This window comes from Pseudomonas sp. PSE14 (genome assembly GCF_029203285.1).
In the GTDB taxonomy this organism is placed as follows: domain Bacteria; phylum Pseudomonadota; class Gammaproteobacteria; order Pseudomonadales; family Pseudomonadaceae; genus Pseudomonas.
In genome coordinates this window covers 5,867,724-5,885,144 of record NZ_CP115669.1, presented here as the reverse complement: position 1 = coordinate 5,885,144, position 17,421 = coordinate 5,867,724, and the positions used below count along the sequence as shown (strand labels likewise).

Sequence of the window (17,421 nt, the reverse complement as noted above, 5' to 3'; positions counted from 1 at the left end):
CGGTAAAAAACGACCCTATACTGCGATTCAGTTTTGCGGCGAAGACAACAATTGCCTTCGTCTCCTACAAGCTGGATGAGCAAGGGGAATCCATGGACGTACTTCACGCGATGCGGGCCTTCGTCCGGGTGGTGGATGCCGGCAGCTTCACCGCCGCCGCCAACGCCCTGGGGTTATCCACAGCCCAGGTCTCGCGCGTCGTCTCCGATCTCGAATCCCAGCTCGAAGCCCGCCTGCTGCACCGCACCACCCGCCGCCTGGCGCTGACCGAAACCGGCGAGCGCTACCTGCAGCGCTGTCGGGAAATCCTCGCCGATGTCGACGAAGCCGAGGCCGAAGCCAGCGGCGCGCACCTCAACCCGCGCGGTCGCCTGCGCGTGCATTCGCTCACCGGCCTCGGCCAGCAGCACCTGATCCCGCTGATCTCGCGCTACTGCGAGTCCTTCCCCGAGGTCTACATCGAGCTGACCCTGGCCCAGCGCCAGCCGGACATCCTCGAAGAGGGCCAGGACGTGGTGATCACCCGCGACCGCGAGCTGCCCGACTCCGAGTTCGTCGCCCAGACCCTGGGCACCATCTACAGCGTGCTCTGCGCCAGCCCCGAGTACCTCAAGCGGCGCGGCACCCCGACCAGCGTCGCCGACCTGCATCAGCACCAGTGCCTGCGCCTGCAGGACCCGACCTTCCCCGAGGGCTGGGCCTTCGAGGAAGGCAATGAGGCGAGCGTGATCCGCCCGCGCGACACCTTCATGGTCAACGTCGCCGAGGCGCTCACCGGCGCCGCCGCCGCCGGCATGGGCATCTGCCTGCTGCCCAGCTACGTCGCCGCGCCCGCCCTGCGCAAGCGTTCGCTGGTGCGCGTGCTGCCCCGGCACAGCCTGCATGTGCGGCAGATCTATGCGCTGTACCCATCGCGGCGATTCCTCGATGCGAAGATCCGCACCTGGGTCGAGTTCCTCAAGGCGGAACTGCCCAAGGTCTTCGAGGAAGACGAAGCAGCGCTCAACGATCCCGTCAACTGGGCCTGAGCCACCGCCAGGCTGCGACAGATCGCCACGGGATGCTCTATATCGGGCTTCTCGAACGATCGCCGACGATTGTTGCTTTTTAGGCAATGCTTTGTTGGTTAGCTAGCTATTTTTCGCCCGACTGTTGCGCCGTAACCTTTCTCCAACCCCGCCCAACCGGGTGTTCAGAAAGGATCTTCATCATGTCCCGTTCGTTTTATGTTGCTGCCCTGCTGTCCGTTTGCACGCTGTCCTTCACCCAACTGAGCTTCGCCGAAGAGTCGCGCCTGATGACCGACAAGATGGTCAAGGCCAACGAAGCCGCCATTGCCCAGCAGCAGGCCCAGTCCGCCGAGCAGACTGCCAAGGCCGCTGCCGACAGCCGCGCCGATTCCTGATCGGCCACTTCCCCCGGGAGGCCCGGTGCGTGAGCCGGGCTTCTCAACACCTTGCGCCGCATAAGACATGCGGCGTTTTTTTGCCTGTGTTTCCTGCGGCTGGAAGGCGACTATTACAGATGCTGTAACAGTCTTTCGCTGCCAGCGGCCTGTATTCCTGTCTGATCGGTCAATATACTTGACCCAACAGCGCTGCTTTCGAGGAGCGCCGTTCCCGGCCTCACCGCCGGCAAGCTTCCCGACGTTGATATGTGATTGCTCCGAATCGACGTCTATCTCAAGGCCGCTGCTATCAGCGGCTTTTTTTTGTCTGCACGCAACCGCTTGGCAACGGCGGCAGGCTTCTGGTGGAATCGGCGCGGTTCGACAAGGATGCCGCCCATGAACACCGATAACCCCTTCGCCACGCCGCACGCCGAGCTGACCTCGTCAGAGTCCGTGCCGGTGCCCGCTTCCCGCCAGCCCTACCCCTTCATCGTTGCGCAGATCGTCGCGACCCTCTGCCTGTTCGGCCTCAGCATGGGGTGGCAGTGGTTCAACAGCGGGGCGCAGTTCCGCGAGCAGATAGAGCGCGTCATGCCGATGCTGATCTCCAGCACGGTGGGCAGCTTGCTCATCTACAGCGCTGCCGTCCTGCTGTTGGTGCATGGCCAGCGCGAGCGCCACGGCATCCTGCGCTTCCGCCCGCTGGGCGCTCTGCTGGCGGGCTACCTGGTGCTGTATCTGCTGTGCAGCCTGGCGCTCAACGCCGGCCTGGCCGTCCTTGGCTCGTCGTACTACGGCTGGGCGCTGGAGCAGGAAAACCGTCAGTTCTGGGTGCTCCTGTATACGCAGGGCAGCGGCCTGCTGAACCTGCTGCTGACCTGCCTGCTGCCCTTGTGGCTGGTGCTGTGCCTGGCTCGCTCCGGCTCGGAGCGCATCGCCAAGGGTTTGCGCACGCCCGTGGCCGGCTGGCAGGTGGCGCTGGGTATCGGGCTGTGCTTCAGCGCAGTGCTCTACAAGGCAGCGTCATCCCTGGCGGTCAGTGTGATGATGCTCTACCGGGAGGGCGATTACTGGCAGCCATTCTTCCAGTTCATCGGCTGCGCGGTGCCGTTCGCGGTGGTCATGCTGGCGGCAAGGGCACGGTTGCCTGCGCAGGTGGAGCGCTTTGCCGCCGGCCGGGTCCTGGGCGCTTCGCTGGTACTGCTGACGATGTGGGGCGCCTGCGTGCTGCTCTGTTCGATTGTTCTGGCGTTCCTGGTGCTGGACAGCGGTAACTATCTCAATCCGCCGCCGATCGTGCTGGTGCCCGCCATCCTCTGCCTGGCGGCGCTCTGGCCGCTGACGCGGTGGAGCACCGGCTGGTTCTTCCCCGCGCGGGCGAGCTGATCCCGCGCGCTGTATCCCGGGCATAATGACGCTTCGCTCCCATCGCCCAGGATACTGATTCGTGCAGGAAAGCCCCTTCATCGCCCCAAGGGCTGAACGCGCGGCGGAAACGGGTGCTTCCGTTCCGGCGCTCCGGCAGCCCTATCTGGTGGCTGCCGCGCTGTTCCTGCTCGGCGCCGGCGCGGTGCTGGCGGACCTGCTGCGGCAGTGGCTCGGCGGCGCTCCCATCGGGGAACTGCTGCACGCCGTGCCGGGCCTGCTCGGTCCCTGGCTGTCGTCCCTGGCCGTCAGCGCCGCCCTGGTGGTGCTGTTCATGCAGGCCCAGCGCGAGCGCCACGCAATACGGCGATTCCGCCCCCTGGCGATCATCGTGATGGTGTTTTTCGTGCTGCAGATCGCCGCCGAGCAGCTTTACAGCAAGGTGCTCGTTCAGCCGATACAGGAATTCGCCTTCTGGCTGGGCGATCTCAGCGACCAGTCGTTCATTGTCATACCGATCGCACTGTCTGGCGGGGCGTTGGTGCAGTTGGGTCTGTACCTGATCTGCCTGTGGGTGGTTCTGGCGGCGACCCGCTCGCGCGCTGAGCGCCAGCTCTCGGAGGTGCTGCCGTCGATCCGGCGGATGCACGTCGCGGTCGGGGTTGCTCTTGCCTTCGCCGGGTTCACCGCAAAGCTGCTTTCGGGGCTGGTGCGTCTCTTCGTGCTCAACCGGATGGGGTACTGGGGAACTGCGCTGGAGGTCCTGGCCTGGATGATTCCCTCCGCGCTGGTTCTGCTGTGCATCTACACGCGGCTTGCAGGCCGGCTGCCGTGCTATTCGGCCGGCCGCGTACTGCTGGCGGGTGTGACCATCGGTCTTGGCTGGCTGCTCTGCACGGTGCTGCTCGGCGTGCTCGGCTACGTGCTGTTCCATGAAGCGCTGACGCGCGCGCAGACCTCCGCCGGCCTGCCCCTGATGGCGTCGATCGCGATCCTCGGGCCGCTGCTGTTGCTCGCGTGCTGGGCGCGCCTCGGCGGACGTTGGTTGCCGAAGCGCCAGAGCCAGCCTCAGTCCTCGCCCAGGTAATCCCCGCGGCTCAGCCCGTGGCGCTGCATCTTCTCGTTGAGGGTGCGGCGCGGCAGGCCGAGCAGCTCCATCACCGCCTTGATATCACCCTTGCACTGGGCCAGCGCCTGGCGGATGCACTGCGCCTCGTAGGCTTCCATGCGTTCGAACAGGCCGTTGCCGGCCGGCTCGACGGGCGCCTCGTCGCGGTCCAGGCCGAGCACGTGACGCTCGGCGGCATTGGCCAGTTCACGCACGTTGCCCGGCCAGTCGTGGGCGAGCAGGCGGGCCAGCTCGGTGGCGGAGAGCGGCACGGCTTCGCGGGCGAACTTCTCGCTGGCCAGCCCGGCGTAGTGCTCGAACAGCAGCGGGATGTCCTCGCGGCGCTCGCGCAGTGGCGGCAGGCGCAGTTCGGCGACGTTCAGGCGGTACACCAGGTCTTCGCGGAAGCGTCCGGCGCGGGCTTCTTCCAGCAGGTCAGGCTTGGTCGCGGCGATCACCCGCAAATCGACCTTGATGCTCTGGTTCGAGCCCAGGCGCTCCAGCTGCTGTTCCTGCAGCACGCGCAGCAGCTTGACCTGCTGGGCCAGCGGCATGCTTTCGATCTCGTCGAGGAACAGGCTGCCGCCGTTGGCGTGTTCCAGCTTGCCGATGCGCTTGCCCTGAGCGCCGGTGAAGGCGCCGCTTTCATGGCCGAACAGTTCGGTCTCGAACAACTGCTCGGGGATCGCCGCGCAGTTCAGCGCGACGAAGGGTTTGCCGGCGCGCGGGCCGAATTCGTGCAGGCAGCGCGCGACCAGTTCCTTGCCGCTGCCGGTCTCGCCACGGATCAGCACATTCACCGGCGTGCCGGCCAGCGCCATGATCTGCCGGCGCAGGGTTTCCATCGGCCGCGACACGCCCAGCAGGCGCGATTCGATCTGGTCCTTGAGCGCCGCCTGTTCGCGCAGCTGGCGGTTCTCCTGCACCAGCCGGCGTTTCTCCAGGGCGCGGCGCAGGCTGTCGAGCAGGCGTTCGGGGGTGAAGGGCTTCTCGATGAAGTCGTAGGCGCCCTGGCGCATGGCTTGCACCGCCATGGGCACGTCGCCGTGGCCGGTGACCATGATCACCGGCAGGTCGCGGTCGAGCTGTTGCAGGCGTTCGAGCAGGGCCAGGCCGTCGGTGCCGGGCATGCGCACATCGCTGATGATCACGTCGGGCAGCTCGCGCGCCACGCTCTTCAGGCACTCGTCGGCGCTGCTGCACAGGCGCACGTCGAAGCCGGAGAGTTGCAGCCACTGCTGCACGGCTTCGCGGATGGCGGCTTCGTCGTCGACGAAGAGAATGGTCTGGCTCATGCTCGGTTTTCTTCGGGGGCGGCGGGCAGGCTCAGGCGGAACAGTGCGCCGCCGGAGGGCTGGTTGGCGGCGCTCAGGCGGCCGCCGAGTTCGTGGACGATGCCGTAGGATACCGCGAGCCCCAGGCCCAGTCCTTCGCCCACGGGCTTGGTGGTGAAGAAGGGGTCGAAGACGCTGGCGAGGTTCTCATCGTCGATGCCGGGGCCGTTGTCGGCCACGTCCAGGCACCAGTGATCGTCCGCGCGGCGCAGGCTCAGGGTGATCCGTGGGTGCTCGGTGCCCGCCAGCGCATCCAGGGCGTTGCGCAGCAGGTTGACCAGCACCTGTTCCAGGCGGATCGCGTCACCCAGCACCCAGGCCGGTTCGTCCAACTGCCGGAGGATTTCCACGCGTTCGTCGCGGATGCGCACGGCGAGCAGGTGCAGTGCCTGGTCCAGCACGTGGCCGAGTTCGATGCGCTCGCGCAGGCCGCCGGGGGTCTTGCGGGCGAAGGTCTTCAGGTGGCCGGTGAGTGCGGCCATTCGTTCGAGCAGTTCATCCACCCGCAGTAGCGCGGTGCGCGCGTCGTCCTGGCGGCCGGCGTCGAGCAGCAGGCGCACGCTGGCCAGTTGCATGCGCTGGGCGGTGAGCGGCTGGTTGATCTCGTGGGCAAGTGCTGCGGACATCTGCCCCAGCGCCGCCAGCTTGGCGGCCTGCACCAGTCCATCCTGGGCGGTGCGCAGGGCGGCGGTGCGCTGCTCCACCAGGCGTTCCAGCTCCTCCTGGTTGCGCTGGCGCAGGCGGGCAAGCCGCCGCCGCTGTTGCAACCAGAGCACCAGGAACACCAGCGCCAGCCAGGCGCCGGCGGCGGCGAGACGGGCGCTGGTGACGTCGCTCTGGACGCCGCGGGCATCGCGCAGCAGGTGCAGGGTCCAGTCGTCCTCGGGCAGATCGACCGATTGCCAGAGGTAGTCGCCGCCGATCTCCTGGCCCTCCACCCGCGCCAACCGGGCGTTGTCGCCCAGACGCTGGAGAGTCTGGTGGGGCAGGGCGCTCAGCGGCTGCCGGTGGTACTGGCGGGTGTCCCTGAGCTCGGCGCGGGCCACGGCGTCCAGCGGCAGCAGCTCGCGGTAGCGCCAGCGCGGGTGGTTGGCGAGGAACACGATGCCCTTGCTGTCGCTCACCAGCACCACGTCCGGGGTCTGGCTCCACTGGCGCTCCAGGTCGGGAAATTCCAGTTTCACCACGATGGCGCCGAGGAAACGGCCGTCGTCGTCACGCAATGCATTGGACAGGAAGTAACCAGGAATCCCGCTGGTAACGCCGACCGCGTAGAAGCGCCCGGCGCCGTGAGCGATGGTCTGGCGGAAATAAGGGCGGAAGCCATAGTTGTGGCCGACGTAGCTGACCGGCAGGTCCCAGTTGCTCGCTGCCACGGCGAGCCCGGTGTGGTCCAGCAGTTCCAGGGTCGAGGAGCGCGCCGCGCCGTTGATGGCCTGCAGCTTGAGGTTGAGCTGGTGCTGCAGGTCGCTGTCCACGGGGCCGCGCATGGCGGCGCGCAGTTCCGGGTCGAGGGCGAGCACCGCCGGAATGCTGCGGAAGCGCTCGATCAGCGTGTGCAGGGAGTTGGCGTAGAGGCCGAGTTGTTCATGGGCCGCCTCCGCCTCGGCGAGCAGCGCCCGGTGCCGCGCCTGCTCCCCCGCCCAGTATGCCGACAGCAGCAGGCCGGCCAGCAGGAGCAGGCTGATCAGGGCGAGGCGAAGGGGGCGGGGTGGCGGCATTTTCGAAGCAAGTCGAGCATAGGACGGCGACGATAGCATGTTGTTGCACTGGTTCGGCGCCCGGCCGCCTCGTTACACTGCGGGCGTCCTGACGGAGACGCATCCATGCAGTTGTTGTCCTGGACCCACGAAGGGTCCGCCGGTTTCACCCTGCGCGGCTGGCGCAGCGAGCCCAGCGGCAAGCCGCTGTTGCACTTCATTCATGGTAACGGCTTCTGCACCCGCGCCTATGAGCCAATGCTGAAACTGCTGGCGAAGGATTTCGACCTCTGGCTGTGCGATGTCCAGGGCCACGGCGACAGCGACCATGGCGGGCGCTTCCATGGCTGGAACCGCAACGCCGAGATGGCGGTGGAAGCCTTCGAGGCCGGACGCGGAGTCTTCGGCGACGTACCGACGTATGCCTGCGGGCACAGCTTTGGTGGCGTGCTGACCAGCCTGATCCTCGGGCGTCATCCGCAGCTGTTCCGCCGCGCCGTGCTGCTCGATCCGGTGCTGTTCACCCCGGCGATGATCGGCGTGATGGCGCTCTCCGAGGTGCTCGGCCTGCACCAGCGCCGCACCATGGTGCAGAAGGCGCGCGCACGGCGCAGCCGCTGGCCGGACCGCGAGGCCGCCTACGCCGGACTGCATGGACGGGGCATCTTCAAGGGCTGGACCGACGCGGCGCTTTGGGCCTACGTCGAGCACGCGATGAAGACGGTGGAGGGCGGCGTCGAGCTGAAATGCCGGCCCAGCCGCGAGGCGGAAATCTTCAGCTCCTTCCCCAAGCGCCTGTGGCCTTCGCTGAACAAGGTGGTGACGCCGACCCAGGTGCTGTTCGGCGAGCACACCTACCCCTTCGTGCCCAAGGCGGTGGCGCGCTGGTGCGCGAGCAACCCGGCGGTCAGTGGGCAATGCGTCGACGGCGGGCACTGCTTCATGCAGGAGTATCCCGAGGACAGCGCGGAGCGTGTTTCGCGCTTCCTGCTGGGCCATGAATGAACGACCCGGCCCGCGAGTCCGTCTGGCTGGCGCTGTCCGAGCTGTGGCTGGACACCGAGCTGGATAAGTCCGGCCGCGCCGCCATCGCGAAGACCCTGGCGATCAGCGGCTTTTCCGTGGCGGAGCTGGAGGCGATCTACCGCCTGGAAGTGGCACCGGTGGTCTGGACCAACACCTGGGCGACGGCGGGCGTGTGGGATGGTTTCGATCCGGACTGGCTGTTCGAGGCCTGTCGGCGCAACCAGAAGCGTCGGCATTCGCCCTGGCACCGTGGGCGTTGCTGGTTGTTGCGGAAGGCGATGACGGCAGCGGTGGAAAAGGACTGGCGCAAGATCCGCGCGAAGCTCTAGTCGCCGACTTTCTTGTCCTGGTGTGCCCGGCGCCATTCATCCAGGCGCACCACCTCGGCCTTGGGGCGTGATGGCGGGGTGTCGTCGAACACCGCGTCGACGATCTCGTCGTCCGCGGGGTTGAAGGTGGCGACCGGCGCAACGCTGGCGCGTGGCTCCATGCGGAAGGGCGCCAGCTCGATGCGGCCCAGGTAATGGCCGAACATGCGGATGGTGCCGGCGTAACGTTCCTGCCCGGTGGCGGTGAACTCGAAGCCGTATTCGCGGGCCAGGCGCAGGTGGTTGCGGCCGTCGCGGCGGAAGCGGATGCGTTGCAGGGCCATGGCTTCGTCGAGCAGTTCCACGCCCTCGCGCGCGCAGTGCTGCTTGGCCAGGACCAGCGCACGCTCGCGGATGCCGTGGGCGCGCCACCACCAGGCGGCAGCCGCTACAACCAGCATGAAGACGAAAAGATTGCCCAGGTCCACTTCAACTTCCTCGGGGTCGGCGCAACAGCTTACTCACTCCGCCGCCGGGCGGCGAGGGGCGGATGTTCACAGCCTGTGAATTGCGCCCCATACTGCCCCATTCCGTAGCAGGACACCGTTATGTCGCGCACTCCCCACGTTCTCGCCATCCAGTCCCACGTCGTCTTCGGCCATGCCGGCAATAGCGCCGCCGAGTTCCCCATGCGCCGCGTCGGGGTCAACGTCTGGCCGCTGAATACCGTGCAGTTCTCCAACCATACTCAGTATGGCCACTGGACCGGCCAGGTGCTGCCGCCGGAGCAGATTCCCGCGCTGGTCGACGGCATTGCCGCCATCGGCGAGCTGGGCAACTGTGACGCGGTGCTCTCGGGTTACCTGGGCAGCGCAGAGCAGGGGCGTTCGATCCTCGAAGTGGTGCGCCGCATCCGCGAAGTGAATCCGCGCGCGGTGTACCTGTGCGACCCGGTGATGGGCCATCCGGAGAAGGGCTGCATCGTCGCGCCGGAAGTGGGTGAATTCCTGCTCGACGAAGCCGCCGCCGTAGCCGATTACCTGTGCCCGAACCAGTTGGAGCTGGACAGCTTCTGCGACCGCCAGCCGGCCTCCCTGGAGGATTGCGCGGCGATGGCGCGCGGCCTGCTGGAACGCGGCCCGAAGGCGATCCTGGTGAAGCACCTGAACTACCCGGGCAAGCCGGCGGATGCCTTCGAGATGCTGCTGGTGACGCAGGGCGAGACCTGGCACCTGCGCCGCCCGCTGCTGGCCTTCCCGCGCCAGCCGGTGGGCGTGGGCGACCTCACGTCCGGGCTGTTCCTCGCCCGCCTGCTGCTGGGCGACGACCTGCGCAACGCCTTCGAATTCTGTGCCGCCGCCGTGCATGAGGTGTTGCTGGAGACCCAGGCCTGCGGCAGCTATGAGCTGGAGCTGGTAAGGGCGCAGGACCGTATCGCGCATCCGCGGGTGAAGTTCGAGGCGGTGAGGCTGGGGTGATTTCGTGATGGCCGTGGCGGATCGTGCCACGGCTGTTCGCGAGCAAGGACTGGGCGTCCCCCTCGGTCCTACGAAAAGCAGCTCAGACCTGACCTGTAGGAGCGAGCTTGCTCGCGAACCCGCCCAGGCGCGATTACTGGCCTGGGCATCTATCCAGAACGTTGCGCCTCAGGCCGACTGCGGCAGCGGATCGTCGCTGACGGCTTCCCCGGCGCCCTGCCGCTCCACCCGCTCGACCATCCCACGGGCGATTTCGCGTTCGCCCATGATCACCAGGTTGGCGCCGTTCTGTTCCAGGTAGTCCACCTCGGTGTCGAAGTGGGCGCGGGCGATGATGTCCAGGTTCGGGTTGATCGCCCGCGCGTGGCTGGCGATGGTCCCGGCCTCGAAACCGTTGGGAATGGCGATCAGCAGCCAGCGTGCCGAGGCGATGTTGGCCTGGGCCAGTACCTCGGGGTGGGCAGCGTTGCCGACCACCACGCAGAGGCCGTGCTCGCGCAGTTCGGCGGCTTTCTCGCGCTTGTCCTCGATCACTACCACCGGCACCTTGTCCTGGCGCAGGCGCTCGCTGACCAGCGCACCCACCCGGCCGTGGCCGATGAGGATCGCGTGATCATGCTCCAGCACCGGCGGCGGCAGGTCGGGGGCTTCCACCTGCACCACGCCCGGCTCGCTCTCGGCCTTCTGCGCCTGGCGCGCCTGCAGGCGGTCGATGGCGATGAACAGCAGCGGGTTGACCAGGATCGACAGGATCGCCCCGGCCAGTACCAGGTCGCGGCCGGCTTCGGGCAGCAGGTTCAGGCTGACGCCCAGGCCGACCAGGATGAAGGAGAACTCGCCGATCTGCGCCAGGCTCGCGGCGATGGTCAGCGCGGTGCTGTTGGGATGGCCGAACAGCCGCACGATGATGTACGCCGCCACGGACTTGCCGAACACGATGACCAGGAAGGTGGCCAGCACCGGTAGCGGCTCCTGGACCAGGATGGCCGGGTTGAACAGCATGCCCACCGAGACGAAGAACAGCACGGCGAAGGCATCGCGCAGCGGCAGCGAGTTTTCCGCCGCCTCGTGGCTGAGCTCGGACTCGTTGAGGATCATCCCGGCGAAGAAGGCGCCGAGGGCGAAAGACACGCCGAACACCACCGCCGAGCCGTAGGCGATGCCCAGGGCAATGGCCAGCACGGCCAGGGTGAACAGCTCGCGCGAGCCGGTCTTGGCTACGCGCTCCAGAGCCCAGGGCACGATGCGGCGGCCGCCGAGGATCATCACCGCGACGAAGGCGGCGACCTTGCCCAGGGTCAGTAGGATCGGCAGCAGCACGCCGCCTTCATTGCCGTCGGCGGTGCCGCCCAGGGAGCCGGCCAGCGCTGGCAGCAGCACCAGGGTGAGGACCATCGCCAGGTCCTCGACGATCAGCCAGCCGATGGCGATGCGGCCGCGCTTGGTGTCGATCAGCTGGCGCTGTTCCAGGGCGCGCAGCAGGACCACGGTACTGGCTACCGACAGCGCCAGGCCGAACACCAGGCCGGCGCCGAACTGCCAGTCCATCATCCAGGCCAAACCCATGCCCAGCAGAGTGGCGACGCCGATCTGCACCACCGCGCCGGGGATGGCGATGGCTTTGACTGACAGCAGATCCTTCAGCGAGAAGTGCAGGCCGACGCCGAACATCAGCAGGATCACGCCCAGTTCGGCGATCTCGCCGGACAGCGCCTGGTCGGCGACGTAACCGGGGGTGAAGGGGCCGGCGAGTACGCCGGCGACCAGGTAGCCCACCAGCGGCGAGATGCGCAGGCGGTTGGCCAGGGCGCCGAGGACGAAGGCCAGCACGAAGCCGACGGCGAGGGTGGTAAGCAGGGGCGTGTGATGCATGGTCTGGGCTCCGGGCACGCAGGGAGCAACCGGAGCCGGCGGGCCCGGGTTGCTCGAAGGTGGATCACGGGGGCAAACCCGCGTACGAAAACTCTAGGCGCTGAAATGAATTCCTACATTGCTTTCACGCAAGAGTAACCTGTTGACGCGGCAGAAATTTTTCGCGACACAGGCAATTCTTATCAAGAAATGTCGCGATCGTCTGTCATTCGTCGCGAATTGCCTTGTAGCGCTGTTCCAGCTCCTGACGCAGCTGGCGGCGCTGCTGGGCCTGGGCGAAGCGGCGCTTCTCGTCCTTGGTCTGCGGCTCCAGTTGCGGAACCACCGTGGGCTTGCGCTCGTCGTCCAGCGCCACCATGGTGAAGAAGCAGCTGTTGGTGTGGCGCACGGACTTTTCGCGGATGTTCTCGGTGACCACTTTCACGCCGATCTCCATGGAGGTGCGGCCGGTGTAGTTCACCGAGGCGAGGAAGGTGACCAGTTCGCCGACGTGGATCGGCTCGCGGAAGATCACCTGGTCCACCGACAGGGTGACGACATAGTGGCCGGCATAGCGGCTGGCGCAGGCGTAGGCGACTTCGTCGAGGTACTTGAGCAGGGTGCCGCCGTGGACATTGCCGGAGAAGTTGGCCATGTCGGGGGTCATCAGGACGGTCATGCTGAGCTGGTGGTTGCCGGGTTCCATGCTGTTCTCTGTGGCGAATGGAAAAGGGACCCACTCTGGACGCACCGGGGCGGGGCTGACGACACAGTTTTTTCTATACCGCTCATTGGCCATGGGCGCCAATGCCCGCCGACGGATGCAAAACGGGCGGCCATTGGCCGCCCGTTCGGTGGTGCCGGATCAGCGTCCGGCCGAGAGACCGAAGTCGATCGCCAGGTCCGCGCCGGTGATGGCTTCGGATTCCGGTTTGCACAGGTACCAGACCAGTTCGGCGACTTCTTCGGGACGGATGAAGCGCGCCACCTTGCCCTGTGGATAATCCTTCAGCAGCGCGCGCTTGTAGGCGTCCGGGTTGCCCTGCCCGTAGCGCTCGGCCTGGTAGTCGAGCATGGGCGTGGCGATGTCGGCCGGGGAGATGGCGTTGACCCGCACGCCCGACTCGGCCAGCTCCAGGGCCAGGGTGCGGGTGAGCATGGTCAGCGCCGCCTTGCTCGCGCAGTAGGCCGCGGAGCCGCGATAGGCCTGGCGGCCGGAGTCGCTGGAGATGTTGACGATGCAGCCGTGGTTTTCCTTCAGGTAAGGCGTCGCGGCCTGGCACATGTAGAAGGCGGCCTTGAGGTTGACCCCCAGCACCAGGTCGAAGTCATCCTCATTGAAGTCTTCCACCGGACCTTCGCGCCACACGCCGGCGGCGTTCACCAGGGCGTCGAGGCGACCGGTGCGGGCGAGGATGTCGGAGACCAGGCTGTGGCAGTTGTCGGCTCGTCGAAGGTCGCCCACAGCGGTGGCGTCCAGCGGTACCTGGGCGTTCAGCGCGTGCAGGCCAGCCTTGTCCACGTCGGTGGCGGCGATGCGCCAGTGGCTTTGGGCGAAACGTTTGGCGATGGCTTTTCCGAGGCCACCGGCAGCGCCGGTGATCAGTACGACAGGAGTGCTCATTGTCTACGGGTTCTCCCTGCCTGAGAGAGGACGGCGGCCGGCAGGCAGTACCGGCGGGCGCCGTTTCGACGACGGGACGCACCTGCGTCCCGTGCAATTACAGACCAAGAAAAGACCAGATTCTTCAGTCTGACAGGGTAAATTTTTCGTAAGGCTGTCGTGTGTCAGCGGGTACGCGAAAAGTACGGCCCGCCTTGAGCGATTCGTCTGGTGGATTTGTGCCCGGTCAGCGCTTGCAAGAGCCCCTCACCCTAACCCTCTCCCAGGGGGAGAGGGGACCGATCGGTGCAGGACGAAACGGTATCGTCAGCCGGCACGGACGGCTCCCTCTCCCTGAGGGAGAGGGCTGGGGTGAGGGGGAAGCCCTGGCACGGAGTGACCGGTTCAGCCCGCCGATCAGGCGTGATGCAGGTACCAGCGCCAGTCCTGCTCGCCGACCTCGCCCATGAACTGGCGGTATTCCTCCCACTTGATCGCCAGGAACACCTTGAGGAATTCCTCGCCCAGCGCCTCGCGGGCCCAGGTGGAGGACTCCAGCGCGCGCAGCGCGGTGAGCCAGTCGGTGGGCAGGAACTCGGTGGCCTGCTCGTAGCCGTTGCCGACGATGGGCGCGCCCGGATCGATCTGCTCGCGGATGCCTTCGTGGATCGCCGCGAGGATCGCCGCCGCCGCCAGGTAGGGGTTGGCATCGGCGCCGCAGATGCGGTGCTCGATGTGCCGGCTCTTGGCCGGGCCGCCGGGCACGCGGAAGGACACGGTGCGGTTGTTCACGCCCCAGCTCTTGGCCAGCGGCGCGTAGCTGTTGGCCTGGAAGCGGCGGAAGGAGTTGGCGTTGGGGCAGAAGATCGCCAGGGAATCCAGCAGGCGCGCCATCATGCCGCCGATGGAGTGGCGCAGCAGCGGGGTGCCGTGAATGTCTTCGCTGGCATAGAGGTTGTTGCCCTGCTCATCGGCCAGGCTGACGTGCAGGTGCATGCCGGAGCCTGCGCGGTCGCCGAACGGCTTGGCCATGAAGCAGGCCTGCAGGCCGTGCTTGTTCGCCACGCCTTTCACCAGGCGCTTGTAGCGCACGCCTTCGTCGATGGCCTGCATCACGTCGAAACGGTGCTCCAGGGTCAGCTCGACCTGGCCCGGCGCGTACTCGGAAATCGCCGTACGCACGGGAAGGCCCTGCACTTCGCAGGCGGCGTAGAGGTCGTCGAGGAACGGTTGCAGTTGTTCCAGCTCGTAGACGCCGTAAACCTGCGGCGCCTCCGGGCGGATGCCGTTCATCTGCACCGCCGGCTGCGGGCGGCCGTTGGCGTCGCGCTGCTTGTCCAGCAGGTAGAACTCCAGCTCCACCGCCATCACAGGGTGGAAGCCGTCGGCTTTCAGCCGGTCGACCACGCGGCTCAGTGCCTGGCGCGGGTCGGCCGGGGTGGCCGGCAGGCCCTGGGCCGGGTGCATGCTCACCTGAAGCTGGCCGGTGGGGCTGGCGCGCCAGGGTTGCAGGGTCAGGCTGCCGGGCAGCGGGTAGGTCCAGCAGTCGGCGTCGGCGACTTCCCAGACCAGCCCGGTGCCCTCGACGTCCTCGCCCTGCACGGTCAGCGCGAGGATCGAGCTGGGCAGCGGGCGGCCGTTGTCGTAGATCGCCAGCAGCTCGTCACGGTGCAGCAGCTTGCCGCGCGGGATGCCGTTGGAGTCGATGATGAAGAGTTCGAGGCTGCGCACGTCCGGGTGGGCGGCGAGGAAGGCTTCGGCTTCCTTTCGATCGGCGAATTGCATGATGGTCCTCGGTGGCGCGGTGCGCCGGGGGTATTTGCTTTTCGTAGGAGCGAGCTTGCTCGCGAACGCTTTCCTGCAAATCCGCCTTGAGGCGGGTTCGCGAGCAAGCTCGCTCCTACAGGTTTTGATCAGGCCTCGCGGGCGCCGGGGATGGCCAGCAGCTCGGTGATGCCCGCATCCAGCGTCGCGATCAGGCGATCCACGTCTTCGGCTGTGGTGTCCGGGCAGCACAAGGTCATGTTGTGGAACGGCGTGATCAGGATGCCGCGGTTGATCAGGTACAGGTGCAGCGCCATCTGCAGCTCGTCGTGGAAGGCCGCTTCGGCCTCGGCGCCGGTGCGCGGCGAGACGGGGCAGAACTGGAATTCGCTGCGCGCGCCCAGCTCGGTCACCGACCACTTCAGCTCGTGCTTGGCGATCAGCGTGCGGAAGCCGTCGGCCAGGCGCTTGGCCAGCGGCAGCATGTGGTCGTAGGCGGCCTGGGTCATCACCTGTTCCAGGTTGGCGCGCATGCAGTGCATGGCCAGGGCGTTGGCCGAGAGCGTGGTGCCCATGCCGCTGTGGCCGTGGCCATGGCTGTCTTCCTGGGCGCTCTTGCGCGAGGCGGCCATGCGTTCGGCCATCTCCGCGCTGCAGCCGAAGATGCCGCAGGGCACGCCGCCGGCGATCGGCTTGCCGACCACGAAGAAGTCCGGGTCGAGGTTCCACAGCTGGGTGCAGCCGCCGATGTTGGTGGAGATGGTGTGGGTTTCGTCGATGATCAGCAGCGAACCGTACTTGCGGGTCAGTTCGCGGCACTTCTGCATGAAGCCCGGATCGGGCAGGACCATGCCGATGTTGGTCATCGCCGGTTCGCACAGCAGGGCGCAGACGTCGCCCTGGGCCAGCGCGGCTTCCAGCGCTTCCACGTCGTTGAACGGGATGGAGCGGCTGTGCTGGGTCAGGTCGTAGGCCTGGCCGACCAGGCCGGAGCGGTGCACGGTCTCGCCGTCACGGTAGCGCACCATCACGTCGTCCACGGTGCCATGGTAGCAGCCGTCGAACACCAGCAGGGTCTTGCGCTTGGTCACCGCGCGGGCCCAGCGCAGCACGTAGCGGTTGGAGTCGGTGGCGGTGGCGGTCACCTGCCAGTAGGGCAGGCCGAAGCGCGCGGCGAGCAGTTCGCCGCAGACCACGGCGTCTTCGCCCGGAAGCATGGTGGTCAGGCCGCGGGCGCCCTGCTCGGCGAGGGCGCGGGCGATCGGCGCCGGGGAGTGGCCGAACATGCTGCCGGTGTCGCCCAGGCAGAAGTCCACGTAGTCATGGCCGTCCACATCGTAGAAGCGGGCGCCCTGGGCGCGCTCGACGAACAGCGGGCACGGCGTGGACCAGTCGGCCATCCAGTGCATCGGCACGCCGGCGTACAGCGACTTGTGCGCGCGCTCGGCGAGGGCGACGGACTTGGGGTTCTGTTCCAGGAAGCGCTGGCGCTCACGGGCGGTGAAGAGATCGACGGCCTGTTGGGCGATTCCGCTGGCGGTCATGTTGCACACCTCGTTTGTTTTTTTGCACATCTTCTATTTGTGATCACAAAAAAGTCAATACAGAGGATGTGTAGCCTGATAATCTGCCCTGTAAAGAATTCTGTGATCACAGAATCTGTCTGATCGAAAACAAGGGATACGCAAGATGATGCACAACTGCAGCCTGACCTTCGCCCAACTGCCGGCGCCGCCGGCCGGCCGGGAGTGACGTGCGATGGCCGACAACCTTCAGGAGCAGCTGTACCTGAACCTGCGCCAGGCTCTATTGAGCGGGCGCTTCCAGCCCGGCGAGCGGCTCAAGATCCGCGACCTGGCCCAGGAGTGGGGCACGAGCCCGATGCCCGTGCGCGCCGCCTTGCAGCGGCTGGTCGCCGAGGGTGCGCTCGAAGGCGAGCCGCAGCGCTCGCTGCGGGTACCGGTGATGACCCGCGAGCGCTACCTGCAGATCCTGCAGGTGCGGCAATCCCTGGAGGGACTGGCGGTGGAGGATGCGGCCCGGCATCTGCGCCCGGCTGACATGGAGGTGCTGCGCGAATGCACCGAGCGCATGGAAAATGCGCTGAATGCCCGCGACGTCCAGGGTTATCTGGACGCCAACAGCCTGTTCCACCTCACGCTCTACAGCGCCTGCGGCAACCCGACCCTGCTGCGCATGATCGAGGCGCTCTGGCTGCAGGTCGGGCCGTTCTTCAACCGCCTGTTCACCGAGGCCGACCTGTCGCTGCGCCTGAACGACTTCCACGAAGACGCGCTGCGCGCCCTGGAGCGTGGCGATGGCGCGGGCGCGCGCAAAGCCGTCGAGCAGGACCTGGGCTACTGCGGCCAGTACCTGCTCAATCTGCTCGAACTGGAGAGCGGGGGACGGCTGGGGGCGCGATAGGCCCCGCAGCGAAGCGGATTGGATCAGCCAGGAGCGCGAGCGCTGCGCTCACCTCCTCGCTGATCGACAT

General features: G+C 67.0%; 16 protein-coding genes. 8 read left to right on the top strand and 8 right to left on the bottom strand.

Annotation, left to right across the window (positions count from 1 at the left end):
• Positions 1–92: 92 nt before the first annotated feature.
• The 4 genes from O6P39_RS26895 (at position 93) to O6P39_RS26880 (ending at position 3,842) form a co-directional block, all read left to right on the top strand.
• Entirely contained in the window at positions 93–1,028 is a 936-nt protein-coding gene (locus tag O6P39_RS26895) for a LysR family transcriptional regulator (RefSeq protein WP_275609377.1), read from the top strand.
• A 182-nt stretch (positions 1,029–1,210) separates the two neighbouring features.
• The gene (locus tag O6P39_RS26890) at positions 1,211–1,405 is read left to right on the top strand and encodes a hypothetical protein (protein ID WP_275609376.1); all 195 of its coding nucleotides are present in this window, start codon (positions 1,211–1,213) and stop codon (positions 1,403–1,405) included.
• Between the two features lie 381 nt (positions 1,406–1,786).
• Positions 1,787–2,776, top strand: a complete 990-nt coding sequence (locus O6P39_RS26885; RefSeq protein WP_275609375.1) for a hypothetical protein — start codon at positions 1,787–1,789, stop codon at positions 2,774–2,776.
• Between the two features lie 61 nt (positions 2,777–2,837).
• Positions 2,838–3,842 carry a hypothetical protein gene (locus O6P39_RS26880; RefSeq protein ID WP_275609374.1) on the top strand — a complete coding sequence of 335 codons (1,005 nt, stop codon included), beginning with the start codon at positions 2,838–2,840 and terminating at the stop codon, positions 3,840–3,842.
• Here O6P39_RS26880 and O6P39_RS26875 read toward each other — a convergent pair.
• Both O6P39_RS26875 and O6P39_RS26870 read right to left on the bottom strand, forming a co-directional pair.
• Positions 3,824–5,158 carry a sigma-54 dependent transcriptional regulator gene (locus O6P39_RS26875; RefSeq protein ID WP_275609373.1) on the bottom strand — a complete coding sequence of 445 codons (1,335 nt, stop codon included), beginning with the start codon at positions 5,156–5,158 and terminating at the stop codon, positions 3,824–3,826. The genes O6P39_RS26880 and O6P39_RS26875 overlap by 19 nt on opposite strands.
• Positions 5,155–6,918 carry an ATP-binding protein gene (locus O6P39_RS26870; RefSeq protein WP_275609372.1) on the bottom strand — a complete coding sequence of 588 codons (1,764 nt, stop codon included), beginning with the start codon at positions 6,916–6,918 and terminating at the stop codon, positions 5,155–5,157. The genes O6P39_RS26875 and O6P39_RS26870 overlap by 4 nt, the downstream gene beginning before the upstream one ends.
• A 105-nt stretch (positions 6,919–7,023) precedes the next feature.
• Between O6P39_RS26870 and O6P39_RS26865 the strand changes: the two genes are divergently transcribed.
• A complete protein-coding gene (locus O6P39_RS26865; protein WP_275609371.1) occupies positions 7,024–7,902 on the top strand; it encodes an alpha/beta hydrolase in 879 nt (292 codons plus the stop codon).
• Positions 7,899–8,252 carry a hypothetical protein gene (locus O6P39_RS26860; protein ID WP_275609370.1) on the top strand — a complete coding sequence of 118 codons (354 nt, stop codon included), beginning with the start codon at positions 7,899–7,901 and terminating at the stop codon, positions 8,250–8,252. The genes O6P39_RS26865 and O6P39_RS26860 overlap by 4 nt, the downstream gene beginning before the upstream one ends.
• Here O6P39_RS26860 and O6P39_RS26855 read toward each other — a convergent pair.
• Positions 8,249–8,692 carry a DUF3301 domain-containing protein gene (locus tag O6P39_RS26855; RefSeq protein WP_275612041.1) on the bottom strand — a complete coding sequence of 148 codons (444 nt, stop codon included), beginning with the start codon at positions 8,690–8,692 and terminating at the stop codon, positions 8,249–8,251. The two genes, O6P39_RS26860 and O6P39_RS26855, sit on opposite strands and share 4 nt — an antisense overlap.
• Before the next feature lie 147 nt (positions 8,693–8,839).
• Between O6P39_RS26855 and pdxY the strand changes: the two genes are divergently transcribed.
• Positions 8,840–9,709, top strand: coding sequence for a pyridoxal kinase PdxY (pdxY, locus tag O6P39_RS26850; protein ID WP_275609369.1), 870 nt, complete (start codon positions 8,840–8,842; stop codon positions 9,707–9,709).
• Positions 9,710–9,877: 168 nt separating this feature from the next.
• Here the strand turns inward: pdxY and ybaL are convergent, their stop codons facing one another.
• From ybaL to O6P39_RS26825, 5 genes are all read right to left on the bottom strand, one after another.
• Positions 9,878–11,581: a YbaL family putative K(+) efflux transporter gene (gene ybaL, locus O6P39_RS26845; protein ID WP_275609368.1), complete on the bottom strand. Its 1,704-nt coding sequence runs from the start codon at positions 11,579–11,581 to the stop codon at positions 9,878–9,880.
• Positions 11,582–11,786: 205 nt separating this feature from the next.
• Positions 11,787–12,266, bottom strand: coding sequence for an acyl-CoA thioesterase (locus tag O6P39_RS26840; protein ID WP_275609367.1), 480 nt, complete (start codon positions 12,264–12,266; stop codon positions 11,787–11,789).
• A 159-nt stretch (positions 12,267–12,425) separates the two neighbouring features.
• Entirely contained in the window at positions 12,426–13,184 is a 759-nt protein-coding gene (locus tag O6P39_RS26835) for an SDR family oxidoreductase (RefSeq protein WP_275609366.1), read from the bottom strand.
• Between the two features lie 396 nt (positions 13,185–13,580).
• Positions 13,581–14,948 carry a glutamine synthetase family protein gene (locus O6P39_RS26830; RefSeq protein WP_275609365.1) on the bottom strand — a complete coding sequence of 456 codons (1,368 nt, stop codon included), beginning with the start codon at positions 14,946–14,948 and terminating at the stop codon, positions 13,581–13,583.
• Positions 14,949–15,076: 128 nt separating this feature from the next.
• Positions 15,077–16,471 (bottom strand): aspartate aminotransferase family protein, encoded by a 1,395-nt coding sequence (locus O6P39_RS26825; RefSeq protein WP_275609364.1) that lies wholly within the window; start codon positions 16,469–16,471, stop codon positions 15,077–15,079.
• A gap of 214 nt (positions 16,472–16,685) precedes the next feature.
• Here O6P39_RS26825 and O6P39_RS26820 point away from each other — a divergent pair, with 214 nt between their 5' ends.
• Positions 16,686–17,351: a GntR family transcriptional regulator gene (locus O6P39_RS26820; protein WP_345774666.1), complete on the top strand. Its 666-nt coding sequence runs from the start codon at positions 16,686–16,688 to the stop codon at positions 17,349–17,351.
• The last annotated feature ends 70 nt before the right edge of the window (positions 17,352–17,421 follow it).